The organism is Neobacillus niacini (assembly GCF_023715785.1).
GTDB classification, from domain to species: Bacteria; Bacillota; Bacilli; order Bacillales; family Cytobacillaceae; genus Neobacillus; species Neobacillus niacini_E.
Map to the genome: position 1 here is coordinate 62,450 of NZ_JAMBOX010000021.1, position 17,047 is coordinate 79,496.

The 17,047-nt window shown below is 42.2% G+C and carries 19 protein-coding genes and 1 rRNA gene; 12 read left to right on the forward strand and 8 right to left on the reverse strand.

Annotated elements, in window-relative coordinates:
- Nucleotides 1-2 precede the first annotated feature (2 nt).
- The 3 genes from M3234_RS25500 to M3234_RS25510 all read left to right on the forward strand — a co-directional run bounded on the left by M3234_RS25500 (nt 3) and on the right by M3234_RS25510 (nt 3,579).
- Complete coding sequence (locus tag M3234_RS25500) at nt 3-857, forward strand: SDR family oxidoreductase (protein ID WP_262307370.1); 855 nt, start codon at nt 3-5, stop codon at nt 855-857.
- Nucleotides 858-966: 109 nt separating this feature from the next.
- Nucleotides 967-1,809, forward strand: a complete 843-nt coding sequence (locus tag M3234_RS25505) for an HAD family hydrolase (RefSeq protein ID WP_262307371.1) — start codon at nt 967-969, stop codon at nt 1,807-1,809.
- Between the two features lie 18 nt (nt 1,810-1,827).
- Nucleotides 1,828-3,579, forward strand: coding sequence for a glycoside hydrolase family 3 protein (locus tag M3234_RS25510; RefSeq protein WP_262307372.1), 1,752 nt, complete (start codon nt 1,828-1,830; stop codon nt 3,577-3,579).
- 74 nt (nt 3,580-3,653) lie between these two features.
- Here the strand turns inward: M3234_RS25510 and M3234_RS25515 are convergent, their stop codons facing one another.
- The 3 genes from M3234_RS25515 to M3234_RS25525 form a co-directional block, all read right to left on the reverse strand.
- The gene (locus M3234_RS25515) at nt 3,654-4,511 is read right to left on the reverse strand and encodes a Cof-type HAD-IIB family hydrolase (protein WP_262307373.1); all 858 of its coding nucleotides are present in this window, start codon (nt 4,509-4,511) and stop codon (nt 3,654-3,656) included.
- Between the two features lie 28 nt (nt 4,512-4,539).
- Nucleotides 4,540-4,863 carry an avidin-fold protein gene (locus M3234_RS25520; RefSeq protein WP_262307374.1) on the reverse strand — a complete coding sequence of 108 codons (324 nt, stop codon included), beginning with the start codon at nt 4,861-4,863 and terminating at the stop codon, nt 4,540-4,542.
- 88 nt (nt 4,864-4,951) lie between these two features.
- On the reverse strand, nt 4,952-5,932 hold the full coding sequence (locus M3234_RS25525) for an aldo/keto reductase (protein WP_262307375.1): 981 nt from the start codon (nt 5,930-5,932) through the stop codon (nt 4,952-4,954).
- 210 nt (nt 5,933-6,142) lie between these two features.
- On the opposite strand from M3234_RS25525, the gene M3234_RS25530 reads away from it, so the two are divergent.
- Together M3234_RS25530 and M3234_RS25535 are read left to right on the forward strand one after the other, a co-directional pair.
- Entirely contained in the window at nt 6,143-7,060 is a 918-nt protein-coding gene (locus M3234_RS25530; protein WP_262307376.1) for an AraC family transcriptional regulator, read from the forward strand.
- A gap of 120 nt (nt 7,061-7,180) precedes the next feature.
- Nucleotides 7,181-8,338, forward strand: coding sequence for a DUF4317 domain-containing protein (locus M3234_RS25535; protein ID WP_262307377.1), 1,158 nt, complete (start codon nt 7,181-7,183; stop codon nt 8,336-8,338).
- 58 nt (nt 8,339-8,396) lie between these two features.
- On the opposite strand, the gene M3234_RS25540 is transcribed toward M3234_RS25535, so the two are convergent.
- Nucleotides 8,397-9,308, reverse strand: coding sequence for a DsbA family protein (locus M3234_RS25540; RefSeq protein WP_262307388.1), 912 nt, complete (start codon nt 9,306-9,308; stop codon nt 8,397-8,399).
- A 180-nt stretch (nt 9,309-9,488) separates the two neighbouring features.
- Here M3234_RS25540 and M3234_RS25545 point away from each other — a divergent pair, with 180 nt between their 5' ends.
- Nucleotides 9,489-10,055 (forward strand): TetR/AcrR family transcriptional regulator, encoded by a 567-nt coding sequence (locus M3234_RS25545; RefSeq protein WP_262307378.1) that lies wholly within the window; start codon nt 9,489-9,491, stop codon nt 10,053-10,055.
- 36 nt (nt 10,056-10,091) lie between these two features.
- Here M3234_RS25545 and M3234_RS25550 read toward each other — a convergent pair whose 3' ends face one another.
- On the reverse strand, nt 10,092-10,637 hold the full coding sequence (locus M3234_RS25550; protein WP_262307379.1) for an NADPH-dependent FMN reductase: 546 nt from the start codon (nt 10,635-10,637) through the stop codon (nt 10,092-10,094).
- Between the two features lie 122 nt (nt 10,638-10,759).
- The gene (locus M3234_RS25555; RefSeq protein WP_262307380.1) at nt 10,760-11,461 is read right to left on the reverse strand and encodes a peptidoglycan recognition protein family protein; all 702 of its coding nucleotides are present in this window, start codon (nt 11,459-11,461) and stop codon (nt 10,760-10,762) included.
- Nucleotides 11,462-11,646: 185 nt separating this feature from the next.
- On the opposite strand from M3234_RS25555, the gene M3234_RS25560 reads away from it, so the two are divergent.
- From M3234_RS25560 to M3234_RS25570, 3 genes are all read left to right on the forward strand, one after another.
- Nucleotides 11,647-12,090, forward strand: a complete 444-nt coding sequence (locus M3234_RS25560) for a YbaK family protein (RefSeq protein WP_262307381.1) — start codon at nt 11,647-11,649, stop codon at nt 12,088-12,090.
- Between the two features lie 64 nt (nt 12,091-12,154).
- Nucleotides 12,155-12,880, forward strand: a complete 726-nt coding sequence (gene cwlD / locus M3234_RS25565) for an N-acetylmuramoyl-L-alanine amidase CwlD (protein WP_262307382.1) — start codon at nt 12,155-12,157, stop codon at nt 12,878-12,880.
- A 135-nt stretch (nt 12,881-13,015) separates the two neighbouring features.
- The gene (locus tag M3234_RS25570; RefSeq protein WP_262307383.1) at nt 13,016-14,065 is read left to right on the forward strand and encodes an Mrp/NBP35 family ATP-binding protein; all 1,050 of its coding nucleotides are present in this window, start codon (nt 13,016-13,018) and stop codon (nt 14,063-14,065) included.
- Between the two features lie 65 nt (nt 14,066-14,130).
- On the opposite strand, the gene gerD is transcribed toward M3234_RS25570, so the two are convergent.
- Entirely contained in the window at nt 14,131-14,730 is a 600-nt protein-coding gene (gene gerD / locus M3234_RS25575) for a spore germination lipoprotein GerD (RefSeq protein WP_262307384.1), read from the reverse strand.
- 152 nt (nt 14,731-14,882) lie between these two features.
- Here gerD and M3234_RS25580 point away from each other — a divergent pair, with 152 nt between their 5' ends.
- Nucleotides 14,883-15,539 carry a KinB-signaling pathway activation protein gene (locus M3234_RS25580; RefSeq protein ID WP_262307385.1) on the forward strand — a complete coding sequence of 219 codons (657 nt, stop codon included), beginning with the start codon at nt 14,883-14,885 and terminating at the stop codon, nt 15,537-15,539.
- A 51-nt stretch (nt 15,540-15,590) separates the two neighbouring features.
- On the opposite strand, the gene pdaB is transcribed toward M3234_RS25580, so the two are convergent.
- On the reverse strand, nt 15,591-16,343 hold the full coding sequence (gene pdaB / locus M3234_RS25585) for a polysaccharide deacetylase family sporulation protein PdaB (RefSeq protein ID WP_262307386.1): 753 nt from the start codon (nt 16,341-16,343) through the stop codon (nt 15,591-15,593).
- Between the two features lie 140 nt (nt 16,344-16,483).
- On the opposite strand from pdaB, the gene M3234_RS25590 reads away from it, so the two are divergent.
- The gene (locus M3234_RS25590) at nt 16,484-16,717 is read left to right on the forward strand and encodes a hypothetical protein (RefSeq protein WP_066321419.1); all 234 of its coding nucleotides are present in this window, start codon (nt 16,484-16,486) and stop codon (nt 16,715-16,717) included.
- Nucleotides 16,718-16,963: 246 nt separating this feature from the next.
- Nucleotides 16,964-17,047, forward strand: a 16S ribosomal RNA gene (locus M3234_RS25595); the annotation flags it as partial.

A 17,047-nucleotide genomic window follows, 5' to 3' on the forward strand; every position in this document is an offset into this window, starting at 1 on the left:
ATATGACAGTACCATTTAAAGTAGATTTAACAGGAAAAGTAGCCGTTGTAACTGGAGGCGGCGGAGTTTTAGGTTCTTATTTTGCCAAAGCATTGGCAGAATGCGGTGCAAAAGTTGCCATTCTTGATTTAAACCAAGAACCTGCCGACAAAGTGGCAAACGAAATTAAAGAAGCAGGCGGAACAGCGATTGGTGTCGCTGCAAACGTATTGGATCGGGAAGCACTTGAAAAAGCAAGAGAAATCGTCGAAAAAGAACTTGGAACTTGCGATATCCTTCTTAACGGTGCAGGCGGAAACAACCCGCGCGGAACGACTGATGATGAATTTTTTAACTTAGAAGAAGTGAAAAAGAATCCAGAAATGAAAACATTCTTTGATCTAGATCCTAAAGGTGTTGGATTTGTATTCGACTTAAACTTCTTAGGAACATTACTTCCTTCTCAGGTATTTGCAAAAGCGATGACTGAGAAAAAAGGAAGCTGCATTATCAACGTATCATCTATGAATGCCTATACACCATTAACAAAAATTCCTGCATACAGCGGTGCGAAGGCAGCTATCAGTAACTTCACACAATGGTGTGCCACTTACTTTGCAAAAGCAGGCATTCGTGTCAATGCGATCGCACCAGGATTCTTAGTTACTGCACAAAATCAAAAGTTATTATTTAATGAAGACGGTACACCAACTGCAAGAACAGGAAAAATCCTAAACAGCACTCCAATGGAAAGATTTGGTGAGCCGGAAGAACTTATCGGCGGTCTATTATTCTTAGCCAGCGAAGAGGCAGCAAGCTTTGTTACAGGCGTTGTTCTTCCAATCGATGGCGGATTCTCTTCTTACACAGGAGTATAATAATACGTTTGCGAACAGAATGAAGGTTGTTAGTCCGGTTGTTGGATTGGCAACCTTTCATTTATGTTCTTTTTAAAAATTGCAGTCATATGAAAGAGGTGTTTAGTAGATGAAAGATAAAATCACAGATTTTCAGAAATCCAAGGACTTTTTAGTATGTGTAGACTCAGACGGCTGTGCAATGGATACGATGGACGTAAAACATAAAGTGGCGTTTGGTCCTGAGGCTGTCAAGGTTTGGGGTCTAGACGAAATTAAGGATCATTTTCTTGAAGTGTGGAATGATATCAATCTTTATACCAAAACAAGGGGAATCAACCGTTTCAAAGGGGTTGTGACTACCTTTGCCGCACTTGAGGCGGAAGGTATTGAGATGCCGGATATCTCTTCTTTTAAAAAATGGACGGAAACGACAAATGAGCTTTCAAATCCATCTCTTGAAAGAGCAATCGCTGAAACAGACGATGCAGGGTTGAAGAAAGCGCTCCAATGGAGTCATGCCGTCAACCGCACCATTGAAGAAAAACTGGCTGGCAACGACAAGCCGGTAGAAGGCGCTAAAGAGGGACTAAAGGCAGCCAAGGAAGTTGCCGATGTTGCGATTGTTTCTTCAGCAAATGGAGCGGCCGTATTAGATGAATGGACAAGACATGAGCTTTCCGTGCATGTTGACGTCATGCTGGGACAGGAAGCAGGTACAAAAGCGTATTGCATCGAACAGATGAAAAAAATTGGCTTTGATGAGACGCATGTATTAATGGTTGGTGATGCCCCAGGAGATCTAGATGCTGCACAAAAGAATGGAGTTTTATATTATCCAATCTTGGTCGGAAAAGAAAAATTCTCTTGGGATCGTTTCAGAAATGAAGCTTTAGGCAAATTCATTGATGGAAGCTTTGCAGGCGAATATCAGCAAAAATTGATCGATGAATTTAATGATAACTTGAAGTAATTTTAAGGAGGACTGACGATGAAACGCAAAATTGCGGCAACAAATGTTCCAATGCCAAAAGTAGATCTAAAAGCAAAACCCTATAATTTATCTGATGAAGATATTAAATGGGTAAAAGATACGATTGCGGGAATGTCAGTTGAAGAAAAAATCGGTCAATTATTCATTAACCTGTTTTTCTTTGGCGGAGACCAATTCAGCGGAAACAAATTAACAAACACGGAAATCCTAAAAAAATACCATATTGGCGGCGCCCGTTATCAAGGTGGCACTGCCGAACAGGTACAGGATTTAATTAATGAATTACAATCCAACACGAAAGTTCCGTTATTGGTTGCGGCAAACTGTGACTCTGGCGGAAACGGCGCGATGAATGACGGGACATATGTAGCCAAAGCGGCTATGTGTGAAGCTTCGGGGGACGAGCAAGTTTCTTTTGATGCCGGTTATGTAAGCGGCCGCGAAGAGCATGCAATCGGAGTGAACTGGAACTTTGACCCTTGTGTCGATATCCTTAAAAACTGGAGAAACACGATCGTTAATACGCGTGCATATGGCACAAATGCCGAAACAGTAATCAAGCATACAAATGCCTATATCAGAGGATTAACCGAAAGTAATATCGGTGTTTGCATTAAACACTGGCCTGGCGATGGTACAGAAGAGCGTGATCAGCACTTGGTAATGGGCGTGAACGAACTGAGTGTTGATGAGTGGGAAGAATCCTTCGGTCAAGTATACCGCAACCACATTGAAAATGGCGTTCATTCAATTATGGCTGGTCATATTGCCTTGCCGGAGTACCAAAAACAATTGGTTCCTGGCTTAGAAGATCGTGATGTATTACCGGCAACTTTAGCTCCTGAATTAATCAATGGTTTATTAAAGGATAAATTAGGCTTCAATGGCTTAGTTCTTACAGATGCTACTCATATGCTGGGAATGACTGCAGCGATGCGCCGTGAAGACTATGTTCCACAAGCCATTGCGGCCGGCTGCGATATGTTCTTATTCTTTAATAACATTGATGAAGATTTCAATTTCATGCTAAATGGCTATAAAAATGGCGTGATTACGGAAGAGCGCCTTCAGGATGCCCTTGAAAGAATCCTCGGCCTTAAAGCGGCAATCGGCTTGCACAAAGCACAAAAAGAAGGCAATTTGCTTCGTACAAGAGAGGACTTAAAAGTAGTCGGAAGCGAAGACCATATTGAACGTGCCAAGAGGGCGGCTGATAAAGGCATCACATTAGTGAAAAATACATTGGGTCAACTTCCGATTCGGCCGGAAACTCATAAGCGCATCCGTCTATACTACCTAGAAGGGGAAAAGGGCGGCATTTACGAAGCAGGTTCAAAAACACTCGATAACATTGTCGCCGAATTGGAAAGCCGCGGATTCGAAGTAACAGTGAACGATGGCACTACACGTATTAAAGGCCCTACGTTAAAATATCGTGAAGAAGTAGATGCGGCATTGGTCTTTGCTAATGTTATTGGCTATGGTGCACAAAACAATTACCGAATCCAGTGGAAAACAGCGATGAGTAACGAAGTGCCTTGGTATGTATACGAGGTGCCAACAGTATTCGTATCATTAAACTTCACAACGCATTTAACGGATGTCCCAATGGTGAGGGCTTACATCAACGCTTATAACGATGATGAAATCACCATCAAGGCTGTTGTTGATAAAATTATGGGGGAATCCGAGTTCCTAGGGACACCAAACGAAAATGTCTGGTGCGATAAGTGGGACACGAGACTATAAGTTTATATTTAAAATTGAATTAAGGACTCTCAACCGAATGGCTGAGGTCCTTTTTGTTGATAGGAAAAAAGGAACTAGTTTTTAAAAATATAATGTTCAAAAGCAAAAGCTACGCCATGTTCATCATTTGTTAACGTCACAATATCGGCATGTTTTTTGACTTCTTCTTCAGCATTTTCCATGGCGATTGATAACCCTGCAGCCTTAAGCATCGGAATGTCATTTCTTTCATCACCGATGGCAACCGTATCTTCAAGCGGAATGCCAAAGTGGCGCGCCATTGCTTTTAAACCATTCCCTTTGTGGCCATTCATATGTGTGACCTCCAGATTAAAAGGGGAAGAGGAAGCAATGGTAATTTCCTCAATGGCTTCCATATTAGTCTGCAATCGTCTTTTTTGCTCTGGATCAAGCCCCAAAATAAGAAACTTTAGCACAGTAGAATCTTCGGTAATGACTTCCTCAAATTGATTAAAAATCGGCTGTCCATATACATGCGGAGGAGTAGTGAACATTTTATAATCTTTATGAGTGTAGTATTCTTTTGGAACAAGGCCCGATGATAAAACTTTCTCAAATCGCTCCAGCCAATGCATGTGGGCAATGGTACTTTTATCCGTACAGATTTTATAAGGCATGTATTCCTTTTCCAATTCTAAGGCGATTTTTTGGCTTTGAGTTAGGGTCAAAGAAGTTAACTCTATCAATTTTCCATCCACATACACAGCCGTGCCATTATTGGCGCCAACAGGGCAGCTCAAGCCGTATTTGTCCAGCTCGGCATTTACCGATTCCGGCCCACGGCCAGATAACGCCATCACAATATGCCCTCGCTGCTGCGCCTTTTTGATAGCCCAGATGTTTTCTTCACTGATCTCTTTTTTTGAATTTAAAGTAGTACCGTCCAAATCAAGTGCAATTAGTTTTTTCATAGGATGCCTCTCCCTTTACCTGAACTCTCTATAGCTCCTCAAGAATTAGTTCTTTTTCTACTGTATTTTCTCCTGCATAGGTCCATACCCCACGTAATGTTTTTTCCATAGGTCTGAGTATACAGGTACCCCCAACAAACTGCGAAGCTGCATTTAGCTGGTTGAAAGCCGCTTTTAGGACGCCTTGGTCATTAAACATACCAATGAGCTCGCCATATACGATATTTCTGCCATTATAGGTTGCTTTAACTATATTTTTATTTTGCTTAAAGTAAAAGGTAGTTTCGGATGTACTACCGCCTTTGTCTTGATTGGTCGTACTAATAAAAATCTTATTATGGAAATTAACCATGCCCACCACTCCAAAATTATAGGATTGACAGAGTAATGAATCAAACAACAGAGCAGTGTATGTACACCGCTCGTTCTATCGAAGTCATTTATTTATGACCAACGATTGGGTGCGGCACATATGGCTCTTCCAGGAATGCCATTTCTTCAGGTGTTAACTTGATCGATAACGCACCAACAGCATTTTCAAGATGAGAAATTTTCTGCGCCCCGATGATCGGTGATGTGACTGGTTCTTTATTCAGCAGCCAGGCAAGTGCGATATGAACACGGGGCACGCCATACTTTTCTGCCAGTGCCGCAACCCGCTCCACGACCACACGATCGGCATCAGCTGTCGCATCATATTTTGATTTCTGAACGATATCGGTTTCGGAACGATGCGTTGTTTCTGACCAATCACGGGTCAATCTTCCTGAGGCAAGCGGGCTATATGGAGTCACCGCAATTTTTTCCTCCTTGCATAGCGGCAGCATCTCCCGCTCTTCTTCCCGGTAGATGAGGTTGTAATGATTTTGCATAGAAACAAATTTGGTCCAGCCATGTTTCTCCGCGACATGCAATGCCTTTTGGAACTGCCAAGCGTACATGGCGGAAGCCCCGATATATCTTGCTTTCCCTGCCTTCACGATTTCATGCATCGCTTCCATTGTTTCTTCAATAGGGGTATTGTAATCCCAGCGATGGATGATATAAAGGTCGACATAATCGGTTCCGAGTCTATTAAGACTCTGGTCTATTTGGCTCATGATGTGCTTCCTTGACAGGCCGCCGCCATTTGGCCCAACATGCATCTGGCCATGCACCTTAGTGGCAATCACGATTTCATCACGATTTGCATAATCCTTTAGCGCCCGTCCAAGGTATTCCTCGCTTGTTCCGAGTGAATATACATTAGCTGTATCAAAAAAATTGATGCCAAGCTCAAGGGCTTTTTTTATGATTGGACGGCTGTTTTCCTCATCAAGCACCCATTCATGAACCCAGCGTTTCGCATCGCCAAAGCCCATACAGCCAAGGCAAAGTCTTGAAACATCCATACCTGTATTACCCAGTTTTACATATTCCATTTGTTTAGTCCTCACTTTCTAATTATAAAAAGTAGATAGTATTTGATCTTAGCGAAGAAGCTGAGTCTGTATCTTTATTATCCATCAAATCAAAACAAACCGTTATCCCATTAATGCCAAATGATTGCCTAATCCTCTCATAGCCACTTACACAATCGATGATTATGAATTATAATGACACTATTATCAGAAAAAGGGACTGGTGAACTTATGGCTGAACAAATCTTTATGCAGCATGATGAACTGGCCAAACACATTGAACGTTTTTCAGAAGGGGACGGTGTTCACGAGACATCCATTCCTTCTTTATTTTTGATTCGTCATTCTGAAGTTTCCGAACCGATTCATGGCGTTTACAAGCCTTGCTTTTGCATTGTCGTTCAAGGATTGAAGGAAGTGCTGCTTGGGCAGGAGCGCTTTCGGTACGGTCCTGGTGATTATTTTGTGGCTTCTGTTGACTTGCCGGTTATTGGACAAGTTATTAAAGCTTCTTCTGACGCACGATATTTGGCTCTCAAACTTGAATTTACCCCGGGTCAAATCTTGGAGGTAATCAATGATTCTAAAATTGAAGTTGGACGGAAGGATTATGCGAAGCGGGGGATGTTTGTCACCCAAATAGAATCGTCTTTGTTAGATGCGGTAACAAGGCTAATAAAGCTGTTGGACAATCCGAATGATATTCCGGTGCTCGCTCCCCTATTCACGAAGGAAATTCTTTATCGGATTCTGCAGGGAAAGCACGGGGATACACTGAAACAAATTGCAATAGAAGGAAGCAGTACCAATCAAATCAGGGGCGTGATTGAAAAAATCACAGCTAACTATGATAAATCTTTTCGGATTGAAGAACTGGCGGAAGCGGCAAACATGAGTGTTTCTTCGCTGCACCGCTACTTTAAAGAAGTAACCGCGATGAGCCCGATTCAGTTTCAAAAACAGCTGAGATTGCAGGAAGCCCGGCGACTGTTATTACATGAGTCAACTGATGCCGCGGATGTCGCATTCCGGGTAGGCTATGAAAGCCCGTCGCAGTTCAGCCGTGAATATTCCCGGATGTTCGGGTTTCCACCGCGTGAGGATATCAAGCGGTTAAGAGCGAAGTTTGATAATAGAAAAAATGCCTAATCTCCATCATTCAACGGCTAAAAAGACCCCTACTCGTTAAAGTAAAGGGTCTTTTTTGTATTTTTTTAGTATTACTATTTTCTTGTTGGAACAGTATAATCAAGGATGGGAGTTGAGAGCATGAATAAAAAAGACATTGCCAATATTCGCAAGGAATTTAAATTAGATAATTATAAGATGAACATTCGTGAGATCTTCAATGTTTATGTTCAAAAAGAATCCGGTGAAATTTATCACCAGGTGTGCCAGCCGTTTCAAATGCTGGAACAGGAGACACAAGAATTGTTTCTCGCTAATTTTAAAAAAGTGTTAACGGGCAACCTCGATGCCAAGTTGTTTGAACTGAAATTCAAACGGGATGTCGATTACAGCACACAATCAATCCTTTTCGAGGGATTGCAGTCTGATTCTTCAGATTGGCAGGATAACATGATTGAAATAGTCAGTAAAATGTTTGCCAACACTGCCTATGAATTTGATACAGTCGTGACATTTATTCGGGCTGAATACCGAAAAGCGACAAAGAAGCGAGATCTGGAATCTGAAGAAGGCGGGGATGATGAGGTTTATTCCAGCGAAATCATCCTGTGCAGTCTCAATAAAACCGACCAGCCGAAAAAAGCACTCATGTTTGATTATATTGAAAAAGAGTTCAAGTCTTATCATGTCGTCGATCCGATTATTAATATGGACTCGCCGCTGTCAGGCTTTTTGTTCCCAACTTTTAATGACAATACTGCTGATGTCAACCATATTCTCTATTGTGCCGGCAAGGCGAATCAGCCGGATTTTCGATTTATTGAAGAGGTGCTAAATTGCGAAGACATCATGACGGCCCAGGATGATAAAGATAGCTTCGATTTGATTTTAAAAGAGGTCATCGGAGACGAAGTGGATTCTAGAGTCATCTCCAATGTGTATGAGGAAATCGACAAGGTGTTGCAGGAGAATGAAGAAAAGGAAGAAAGCGAAATCCCGACGTTGGATTATCGCGATGTTGAGCGGATCCTGACGGTAAGCGGCGTGGAAAATGTCGATGCGGCCAAAGTGGAGCATGCATTCAAAAGTGTCATCGCAGACGAAAAACATGAATTTAAAGCAAGCAATTTAGTTCCGAAAACCATTAAAATCAGCACGAAGGTGGCCGATGTCACCATCAACCCAACGGACCTAAAATATGTAAAATATATTACATACGAAGGAAAACGGTGCCTGTTGTTAGAAGTCGATGAAGAGGTCGTCGTGGAAGGATTTAAATTGGAGTCAGGGACACTTTAGTGCCTTTAAAAAAAATGAAATTGGTCCCTGCAAATGCCAGGGACCAACTTTTTACATATTATTTGTTTAGCACAAAATATTTTTCTCCAAGAAGCTCCTTTTCTTCATAAGTGCCAGAAGTTAGTTCTTTCTGGATAAAGGCACTGATTTCTGATTGTTCAAGATTATACATCTCTTCAATTTCCTTAGAAAATAGAAGCTTTTCTTTTTCAAGCAGGTTGGAAATGGAAGGCAGCACTCTTGGTTGGGGCTCTTCTCCATTTAAAATTTGGGATAACCCGGAAACATAATAACTAAACGGGCGGCCGCCAACGATCTTTACGCCTTTCTTTTCTTCATTAACCATGATAATCGATGGAAATCCTCTGACGCCTAGGCTTCTGGCAAGACCAAAATCTTCATTTAACAATTGCTGTCCGGCCAGCTGTTCTGCTTCATTGACAATGGTTTCTCCATCAAGGCCAAGCTTGTTAACGATATCCATCAACTCGGATTTGTCGGCAATATTCCGGTTGAAGGCAAACAGCTCTTCTCGAGCACGCCGCAAGTATTCATTGGCCAATGCATCATTATGATGTTTTTGGATCACTTTATATACCCGTGAAGGCGGGTAAGAGGATTGAACAGGATTGTCGATCATCAGTGACCCATCAATTGGCATCCTTGAGTATTCGCCCACTTCTCTCCAGTGGCCGGCCACGTCCGCCGGTCCATTAATTCCGTTTGCGGGATCCACCGGTCCGTCTCCCCATTTTTCAAGCAATCCTCCCATTACGGTATGGAAGTTAAAATAGTGGCCATACTGCACGATAAAACGGCGAAGGACGGGCTCGAGTGCCCAGCAATGTGAGCAAATCGGATCTGTCACATAATAAACATCAATTGTTTTCTTTGGTTGATTCAAGTCAAAAAACTCCATATCGTCTTCTCCAGCTACACCACAAACTCCTGTTTCTAAGTCACAAATCATATTATTTTTATCAGCCAATTTAATAGTCTCCTTTCAAAAATTGTTTAGCGAGGCATTGCGTTTGCTTTATATTTGTATCCTATAACATAATGAAGCTAAGTCATACCAATAGATCATCTGTTTTGTTGTTTATACAACACATCGGAAAAAATGTTGGAAAAACTAGGAGGGAAGATACTAATGACTCAGTCAAAGACAGACCCCCGAATTCTGCGTACTCGCAAATTAATTATGGATTCTTTCATTGAGCTCTCAGGGAAAAAAGAATTCAAAGATATTACCATTAAGGATATAACTACAGAAGCAATGATTAATCGAGCAACTTTCTATTATCATTTTGAAGATATTTATGACTTATTGGAGAAGGTATTATCGGAAGTCCTGTTAATCAATTTGAATGGTGATTCTTACGAAAAGGGAGAACTGAATGAAGGAACCTTTGTGAGTATTTTCAGTGCGATAACCAATTTTCAAACGTCATTATCTAATCGCTGCCATCGAGGATATGAAGACACCATTGCCCGTATTATTAGGGAACAGCTCGAGATTATTTTTTATAAAATGCTTTTGAAGCAGCGACCATCTGAAAATAAGCAAGCCCTGAATACAGCTGCGGTCATGCTGAGTTGGGGACTATATGGGGCTTCTGTCGAATGGAGAAGAAACAGTCGCACAATCTCCCCTGAGGAATTTATCAAACCGGTCATTCCTTATATAACGCATGGAATGAAAACAGGATTGCCGTAGGCAACCCTGTTTTTTAAACTCGGTTTACTAGAATGATTAGACTGTTTTCACAAAGTCAATAAAGACTTCTACTTTGCTATCCAAGAAACTGAGTGTTCCTTCATCCACCAACCGGTCTTGTTCATCAATCTTCTGATTGACGAAATTAATCAGGATCTCATTTCCCCCTGGTGGAAGAATTTTGGCCTGCAAGCCAGGCGCTGCTAGAATTTCACGCAGGTGCATTTGGGCCCGGACAGTTCCGAGCATTCCTGGTGTTGCGCCAAGAGCCATTACCGGTTTCCCGATGAATACCTTGTCCACCCGGGAAGCCCAATCCAACGCGTTCTTTAACACACCAGGAATGGACCAATTATACTCCGGTGTAATAATGATAACCCCGTCGGCATTGGCAATTTCCTGTTTAAATTCCTTTACCGCTTGTGGCGGGTCATTTTCTTCATCCTGATCAAAATAAGGCAGGTTACGGATATCAAGCATTTTCATATTGAATTTCCCCTGATACCGTTCTTCCATTGTTTTTGCCAGCTTCAAATTAAAAGACTCTTTTCTGAGACTGCCTACGATTGTCACAATGTTCATGATTTATCACCTCCGAAACATATTCTACCATTTTAGTTTGAAAAACAATCGTTCGATGCTCATATGAAAGCGAAAAGATAGAGTATATCAATAATAAGCCAATACCTTGGATGATTTAGGCATTAACGCATCGATTCTGCAATTTCCTGCATTTTTTTCGACACCAGCGGGTAAAAATGAGTTTTTGCACTGGTGGTGGTATTGCCGCCGAAGAAATTGGTGCCAGGGCATGACTTCACATTATAGCTTGGTGCATTGTCCAATACTCTTTCTCCTGTCTTCAAATCCCACCAATGATGATAGGTAATCGTATCGATTGAGGGTGTGAGACCGAATTTTATGTTAAGGGCGGCTGTGACGTAGACAATCGATTCTTTTTGTTCGGCCGTCATCACATCATGTCCGCTATCGAAATTCCCTATATTCTCTATCATAATTGAGCCCGAGTTGGCCTTTGCTCCAATCGACCCCTCTGGCTCAACATTAAGTGGCCGGCACACAGCCACTTTTCCATCCGGAAAAATCGTCAGGTTTTGGGCAATATTTTTCCAGCCCATTTTTGAAACATGAAAATTCTCCATGCCCTGTAACATTTGCAGGTGATTATGGCCGTGAAACTGTTTATAGGAAGGCAGCCAGGTGTGGTGCTGTTGAATTTTGTTTATTTTTCTGGTGAAGGTTTGACTAAATAACCAATTTTTAAATTCCTCCCGCGTCATCAGTAAATATGGCCCTTGGGTGTTATTTTGGGTATTGGCAGCGGCGGATGCAGGGGCTAAAGTTATGAACAGCAAAATGGAAAAAAGCAAAATAAGGTTCTTCATTTATAAAAATCCTTTCGTAAAAAAATGCCTTTATCATTAGTGTGGTATATGGTTGGAAAAGTATTCAATCAAGGCAGAAAGCGACCTTTATTTAATGGATAAAAAAATTGGCAAAGGAAAACGGCATTGTCTTTTGCATGTCTTAGGAACGGCAGTTAAAGAATAGTTCTAAGAGGTGAAAAGAAGTGACAGTGATTACGACCTTTAAAGAAAAACGACGTGAAAAGCAGATTAAATACGAGCGCTCCGTTTTAAAGGAGCTTTCGATAAATACATTAAAAGAAAGAGTACGGCAATACTTTGGCTCGACAAGGATCACCTCCAGTTTAATCATGAATTCCGGAGTGGAGGAGGCGTGTTACGATGTAGCCCTTGAGGCCTATTTGCTGGGAGCCAAATTCAGCAAATTCGGCTATTATGGCGAGGATATGGAAGCCGTAAGGGCACGCTGTTTTCGCGAAGAAAAGCATTTGGTTGATACACTTTTCAACTTTCTGCTTTACTGGGGGAGCGGCGACGAAGGCGTCATGAGTGAATCGCTTTACTATTTATGTGAGCAATATGTCCATGTCTGGTGGCGGGAAGGTTTCGAAAAAGGACAGCGCCGCCACAAGCTCCGATTGCACTAAAACTAAGTTCTAAACTCCTGTCTTGTCCCATATAAATTATTGAACAAGGGACGAGCGGGAAGGAATGATTTGGTTGACAATCAAGAGGATAAAAATCATCGCGTTTGCGGCGGGACTTTTGGCATTGTTTTTCATACTTCAGATTGACTTTACCGATGAGAAGGAGACTTGGAATCTTCCGTTATCCGGTAAAATAATTCTGCTTGATGCCGGTCACGGCGGCCCCGATGGCGGAGCCGGAACCGGTGAAACGCTTGAAAAGGACATCGCCTTGGATATTACTCTAAAAGTTAGGGACTACCTGCAGCAGCAAGGGGCCCTTGTCGTAATGACCAGAACCACCGATACCGATTTGGCGGACCCAGGAACAAGAGGTTACAGCAGAAGAAAAGTAGAAGATTTGAAAAAACGCTTAAAAATGATCAATGGAACGGATAATGATTTCTTTGTCAGTATCCATTTAAATGCAATCCCGTCACCAAGATGGAGCGGCGCTCAGACCTTTTACGCACCCCATCATAAGGAAAATGCCCGGGCGGCCAAGTTTATTCAGGAGGAGCTGCGCCGAAACCTGGAGAATACAACACGAAAAGCAAAACCCATCAATTCCGTCTATATTCTGAAACATGCAAAAAGGCCAGGCGTGCTGGTCGAGGTAGGCTTTCTTTCTAACCCCGCAGAAAAAGCTAAATTAAAGAAGGAAGATTATCAAGAAAAAGTGGCGGCTTCGATTTATGAAGGGGTCATCCGTTATTTTACAAATGAAAAGGAATTAAAGGAAACAGATTAGGGAAGAGGCGCTCAAGCCCACTTCCCTTTTCTGCTTATCAACACGAATAATGTGTGATAGAAATAACAGTTTCCATGTCTGATTATGATATACTGAGAGATGGAAACGAATTCATTTAGCGAGGTGTGTTTATACATGTTAACAGAGGCAAGAGTACGTGAGGTTTTAGGCAGCCTTAACGATCCATTTTTACATAAAAGTTTGGCTGAATTAGATGCCATTGAGGAAATAAAAATCAAAGAGGAAAAGAATCATGTCAGCGTTAAGGTGGCAATTGCCAGAACCGGGACAAGCGAGCAATTGCAGCTGCAAACGCAAATCGTCAATTTATTGAAAGAAGCAGGTGCGGCATCTGTGGGTATTCGTTTCGGCCAGCTTCCGGATGAAGTATTGGCGGCACATCGCCATGCCGAGCCGGAACAAGAGAAAAATCTGCTTACTTCCAATACCACTACATTTATCGCCATTGCCAGCGGTAAAGGCGGCGTCGGCAAATCCACCGTATCTGTGAACCTTGCCGTTGCGCTTGCCCGCCTTGGCAAGAAAGTCGGTCTGATTGATGCCGATATTTACGGTTTCAGTGTTCCCGATATGATGGGAATCACCAAGCGTCCTGTTGTCCGTGGCGAAAAAATTATCCCTGTTGAGCGTTTTGGTGTTCAGGTTATCTCAATGGGCTTCTTTGTCGAAGATAACTCCCCCATCATTTGGCGCGGCCCAATGCTTGGAAAAATGCTGAACAGTTTCTTTAGTGAAGTGGAGTGGGACGATATTGATTACCTGCTTTTAGACTTACCTCCGGGAACAGGGGACGTTGCGCTTGATGTTCATAGCATGCTGCCTTCCTGTAAGGAAATTATTGTGACAACACCGCACCCGACTGCTGCGTTCGTTGCGGCACGCGCCGGGGCAATGGCACTAAAGACTGATCACGAGGTACTTGGCGTTATTGAAAACATGGCGTATTTTGAAAGCAAGAAGACAGGTGAGAAGGAATACGTATTCGGCCGCGGCGGCGGTGATAAATTAGCCGAAGAACTGAATACGGAAGTGCTTGGCCGACTTCCGCTCGATCAGCCTGACTGGAACGATGATGACTTTGCGCCATCGATTTACCAAGAAGACCATAAGCTTGGAAAAATTTATCTTGAGATTGCGGATAAAGTCGTAAGCCGATTGAAATAATCAAAAAACCTCTTCCGGGTTCGGGAGAGGTTTTTTCACCATCAGTTTTTCTAATGAAAGAGGGTTTAGCCGCCGCCTCCCCCGCCTTTTTCTTCTTTACCGCCTGCTTTGGAGTTAGCCTCCTCAGCCGCTTTTAAAAGCAGTTCCTGCATCTTTGCCTTAAACAGCGGGCTGTCTACGGTTTCGGTTATGACATTCTGAAGATGCTCGCGGTATTCCTTGCTCTTCAAGGCATCGGCCATCTCTTTTTGAATTTCCGGCTCTTTAAATACTTCAATCATCATGCCTCTATATTCAGGGTCGTTCATCAAATCCTTTAACAACTTTTCATTTTCGGACCTCATGTTTTTTGCTACACCCTGGGCAAACTTTGCATCGCTGAACGTCTTTTTCCAAAACTCCGTCGCTTTATCCGAAGTTAAGGTTTGTTCAATTGTATTAGCGACAACAGTTTGGTCCATCACCAATTTTTCTTTCATCCGATCATCGGACATAATTTCCTGAATTGCCTTCTTGCCATCGTCAGTCTTAAGGATATCGACCACCATTTTTTTTGTTTGGTCGTAATCAATTTGCCCTCCGCCACCGCCGCCAGTGTCACCGGATGCGCAGCTAGACAATAGCATCATGGCTGGTAAGAGGAGCATTATGCTAATTGCTCTCATTATTTGAAGCTCCTTTCACAGAAGAATCCTTAATTTTATAATGAAGAAAATCAGACAAGATTATTCGTGAGGACAACTCATTTTATGGATTTTTAAAAAATGGCTTGGTACAATCAGGAGGGTATTCATTTTTTATTATGGAGGAATAATGTGTGACAAGCCGTAATTTGGTAAGAATGTTTATGACCACATTAGTCGTTGGCGGCCTCACGACCGTGTTTGTGGGATTTATTGTACGATGGAATGAATTTGAGACCTACTTTACTGAATTTCAAATACTAGATATTGCCTCCACAGCTATTTGGCTGTTGTTTATGGGCTTCCTGTTCAGCCTGATCAGTCAGATGGGCTTCTTTGCATACTTAACCGTACATCGCTTTGGGCTGGGAATCTTTAAATCGGCATCCCTTTGGAATGGGGTGCAGATTGTTCTGATTCTATTTGGCTTATTTGATTTGGTTTATTTGCGCTACAATAACTTTGCCAAACAGGGGGAATCTTGGCTGAACTACCTTTGGCCGGCGCTCTTCCTTTTGGTTATAGGGCTTATCGTCGCCTGGTTCAAGCAAAAACAAACCAACCGCGAGGCCTTTATTCCGGCGCTTTTCTTTATGATTGTCGCAACGTTGATTGAATGGGTGCCTGCCTTAAAGGTAAATGAGCGAAGTTGGTTTTACCTGATGCTGCTGGGCCTATTGGCATGCAATGCCTATCAGTTGCTAGCCCTTCACCAATATAATCTGAAATCGCAGCTGGAAAGACAGCAGCGCGGAAAAGCCGCTGGTACGAAAGTTAGCAAGAAAATGTAAATGTCTATAAAAAACAACCGCCATTGATATCGGGCGGTTGTTTTATTATGGTTATTTAATTTCCTTTGAAGAAACTTCGCCATTCGCAATCATTTCGGAAACAGTAACAATCTTTAACCCTTTTTGTCGGATATTTTGCAGGATCAACGGGACTGCATTCGCAGTTTGCTTGGCGGAATCGGATGCGTGAAGCAGGATAATCTCGCCATTTCCGGCGTCTTTTGTATTCTCGAAAATTTTTTCGACACCGGGATTTTGCCAATCCTTTGAGTCCATGCTCCAATGGACGACGGTATAGCCAAGGCGCTTGGCAATTTTTAACGTCCGTTTATCGAAATGCCCTGTCGGCGCACGAACCAACTTAATGTCCTTCACGTTTAGCTTTTTAAAAGCCTCCTGCGCTTTTAAAATATCCCTAGCTACCTTGGTATCCTCAAGCTCACTATAGTCTTCGTAGTTATAGCCAAGAATCCCTATTTCATATCCTTCCTTCTGAATTCGGCTGACAATATCGGGATGTCGTTCAGCCCATGAGCCCGACAAGAAGAAGGTTGCCGACTTGACGTTTTCCTTTTTTAACACATCCAATATCGGCTCCGCCTTTTCATCTCCCCAGCCAATATTGAACGTCAACGCCAAATCCTTTTCGCCCCGATAAACGGCCCTTGGTTCATCTTTTGCCGAGAAAACAGGAATCTGGCTCAGGTTCTCAATATACATGAACCAAGCTGTAAAAAAGGCTGCAATTAATACTAAAGTAACGTTTTTTAACGCCTTCCCGTTAACTACATAAAAGAAATTCATCGTTCCCCCACCTCGTCCAAAACCATCCTTGTCTCAAACATATGCTTGTTCAAATAAAAATATGAAGGAAGAATTTTTATTATAAAAAACAAAAAAATGGAAAACACTACTATAACATACACTTTGCCTGGAGGTTAGTTATGTTTGGACTTTTAATCAACGACAAAGAGGTAAAAGAGATAGAATACTTAATAAAGAGAGAAATGGATGAAATCCTGTTTGATCTAAAGGATGAACGCATTGACCATATCGTCAAACGCGCCATGGAAGAAAGGTATAAGATTTTATTTTCCTTGTTTAGAAGAGTGGCATCGCACCATGAATGCCTAAAGTACATGTGGAAGGACAAGAAAGGCCGAAAAAAACATATGTAATCTTTTTGAAAATAACCGTTGACTTTAATTTGTAATCTTGTTATAGTAATAAACGTCGCTGCTGAAGCAAAAACAATTGAAAAAAGTTGTTGACATTAGCTCCGGTAGATGATATATTAATATAGTCGCTTTTGAGGGCGGACGAAATTGTTCTTTGAAAACTAAACAAACAAAAACGTCAACAATAAACATTCATTTCTATTGAAATGAAGCCAACGTAACTTTTATGAGCTAATCAACTCAACTTTATTGGAGAGTTTGATCCTGGCTCAGGACGAACGCTGGCGGCGTGCCTAATACATGCAAGTCGAGCGAATCACTGGGAGCTTG

Excerpts from the sequence above, each read along its gene's own strand:
- M3234_RS25500 (WP_262307370.1), top strand. The coding sequence starts at position 3 with ATGACAGTACCATTTAAAGTAGATTTAACAGGAAAAGTAGCCGTTGTA.
- M3234_RS25505 (WP_262307371.1), top strand. The coding sequence starts at position 967 with ATGAAAGATAAAATCACAGATTTTCAGAAATCCAAGGACTTTTTAGTA.
- M3234_RS25510 (WP_262307372.1), top strand. The coding sequence starts at position 1,828 with ATGAAACGCAAAATTGCGGCAACAAATGTTCCAATGCCAAAAGTAGAT.
- M3234_RS25515 (WP_262307373.1), bottom strand. The coding sequence starts at position 4,511 with ATGAAAAAACTAATTGCACTTGATTTGGACGGTACTACTTTAAATTCA.
- M3234_RS25520 (WP_262307374.1), bottom strand. The coding sequence starts at position 4,863 with ATGGTTAATTTCCATAATAAGATTTTTATTAGTACGACCAATCAAGAC.
- M3234_RS25525 (WP_262307375.1), bottom strand. The coding sequence starts at position 5,932 with ATGGAATATGTAAAACTGGGTAATACAGGTATGGATGTTTCAAGACTT.
- M3234_RS25530 (WP_262307376.1), top strand. The coding sequence starts at position 6,143 with ATGGCTGAACAAATCTTTATGCAGCATGATGAACTGGCCAAACACATT.
- M3234_RS25535 (WP_262307377.1), top strand. The coding sequence starts at position 7,181 with ATGAATAAAAAAGACATTGCCAATATTCGCAAGGAATTTAAATTAGAT.
- M3234_RS25540 (WP_262307388.1), bottom strand. The coding sequence starts at position 9,308 with ATGATTTGTGACTTAGAAACAGGAGTTTGTGGTGTAGCTGGAGAAGAC.
- M3234_RS25545 (WP_262307378.1), top strand. The coding sequence starts at position 9,489 with ATGACTCAGTCAAAGACAGACCCCCGAATTCTGCGTACTCGCAAATTA.
- M3234_RS25550 (WP_262307379.1), bottom strand. The coding sequence starts at position 10,637 with ATGAACATTGTGACAATCGTAGGCAGTCTCAGAAAAGAGTCTTTTAAT.
- M3234_RS25555 (WP_262307380.1), bottom strand. The coding sequence starts at position 11,461 with ATGAAGAACCTTATTTTGCTTTTTTCCATTTTGCTGTTCATAACTTTA.
- cwlD (WP_262307382.1), top strand. The coding sequence starts at position 12,155 with ATGATTTGGTTGACAATCAAGAGGATAAAAATCATCGCGTTTGCGGCG.
- M3234_RS25570 (WP_262307383.1), top strand. The coding sequence starts at position 13,016 with ATGTTAACAGAGGCAAGAGTACGTGAGGTTTTAGGCAGCCTTAACGAT.
- gerD (WP_262307384.1), bottom strand. The coding sequence starts at position 14,730 with ATGAGAGCAATTAGCATAATGCTCCTCTTACCAGCCATGATGCTATTG.
- pdaB (WP_262307386.1), bottom strand. The coding sequence starts at position 16,343 with ATGAATTTCTTTTATGTAGTTAACGGGAAGGCGTTAAAAAACGTTACT.
- M3234_RS25590 (WP_066321419.1), top strand. The coding sequence starts at position 16,484 with ATGTTTGGACTTTTAATCAACGACAAAGAGGTAAAAGAGATAGAATAC.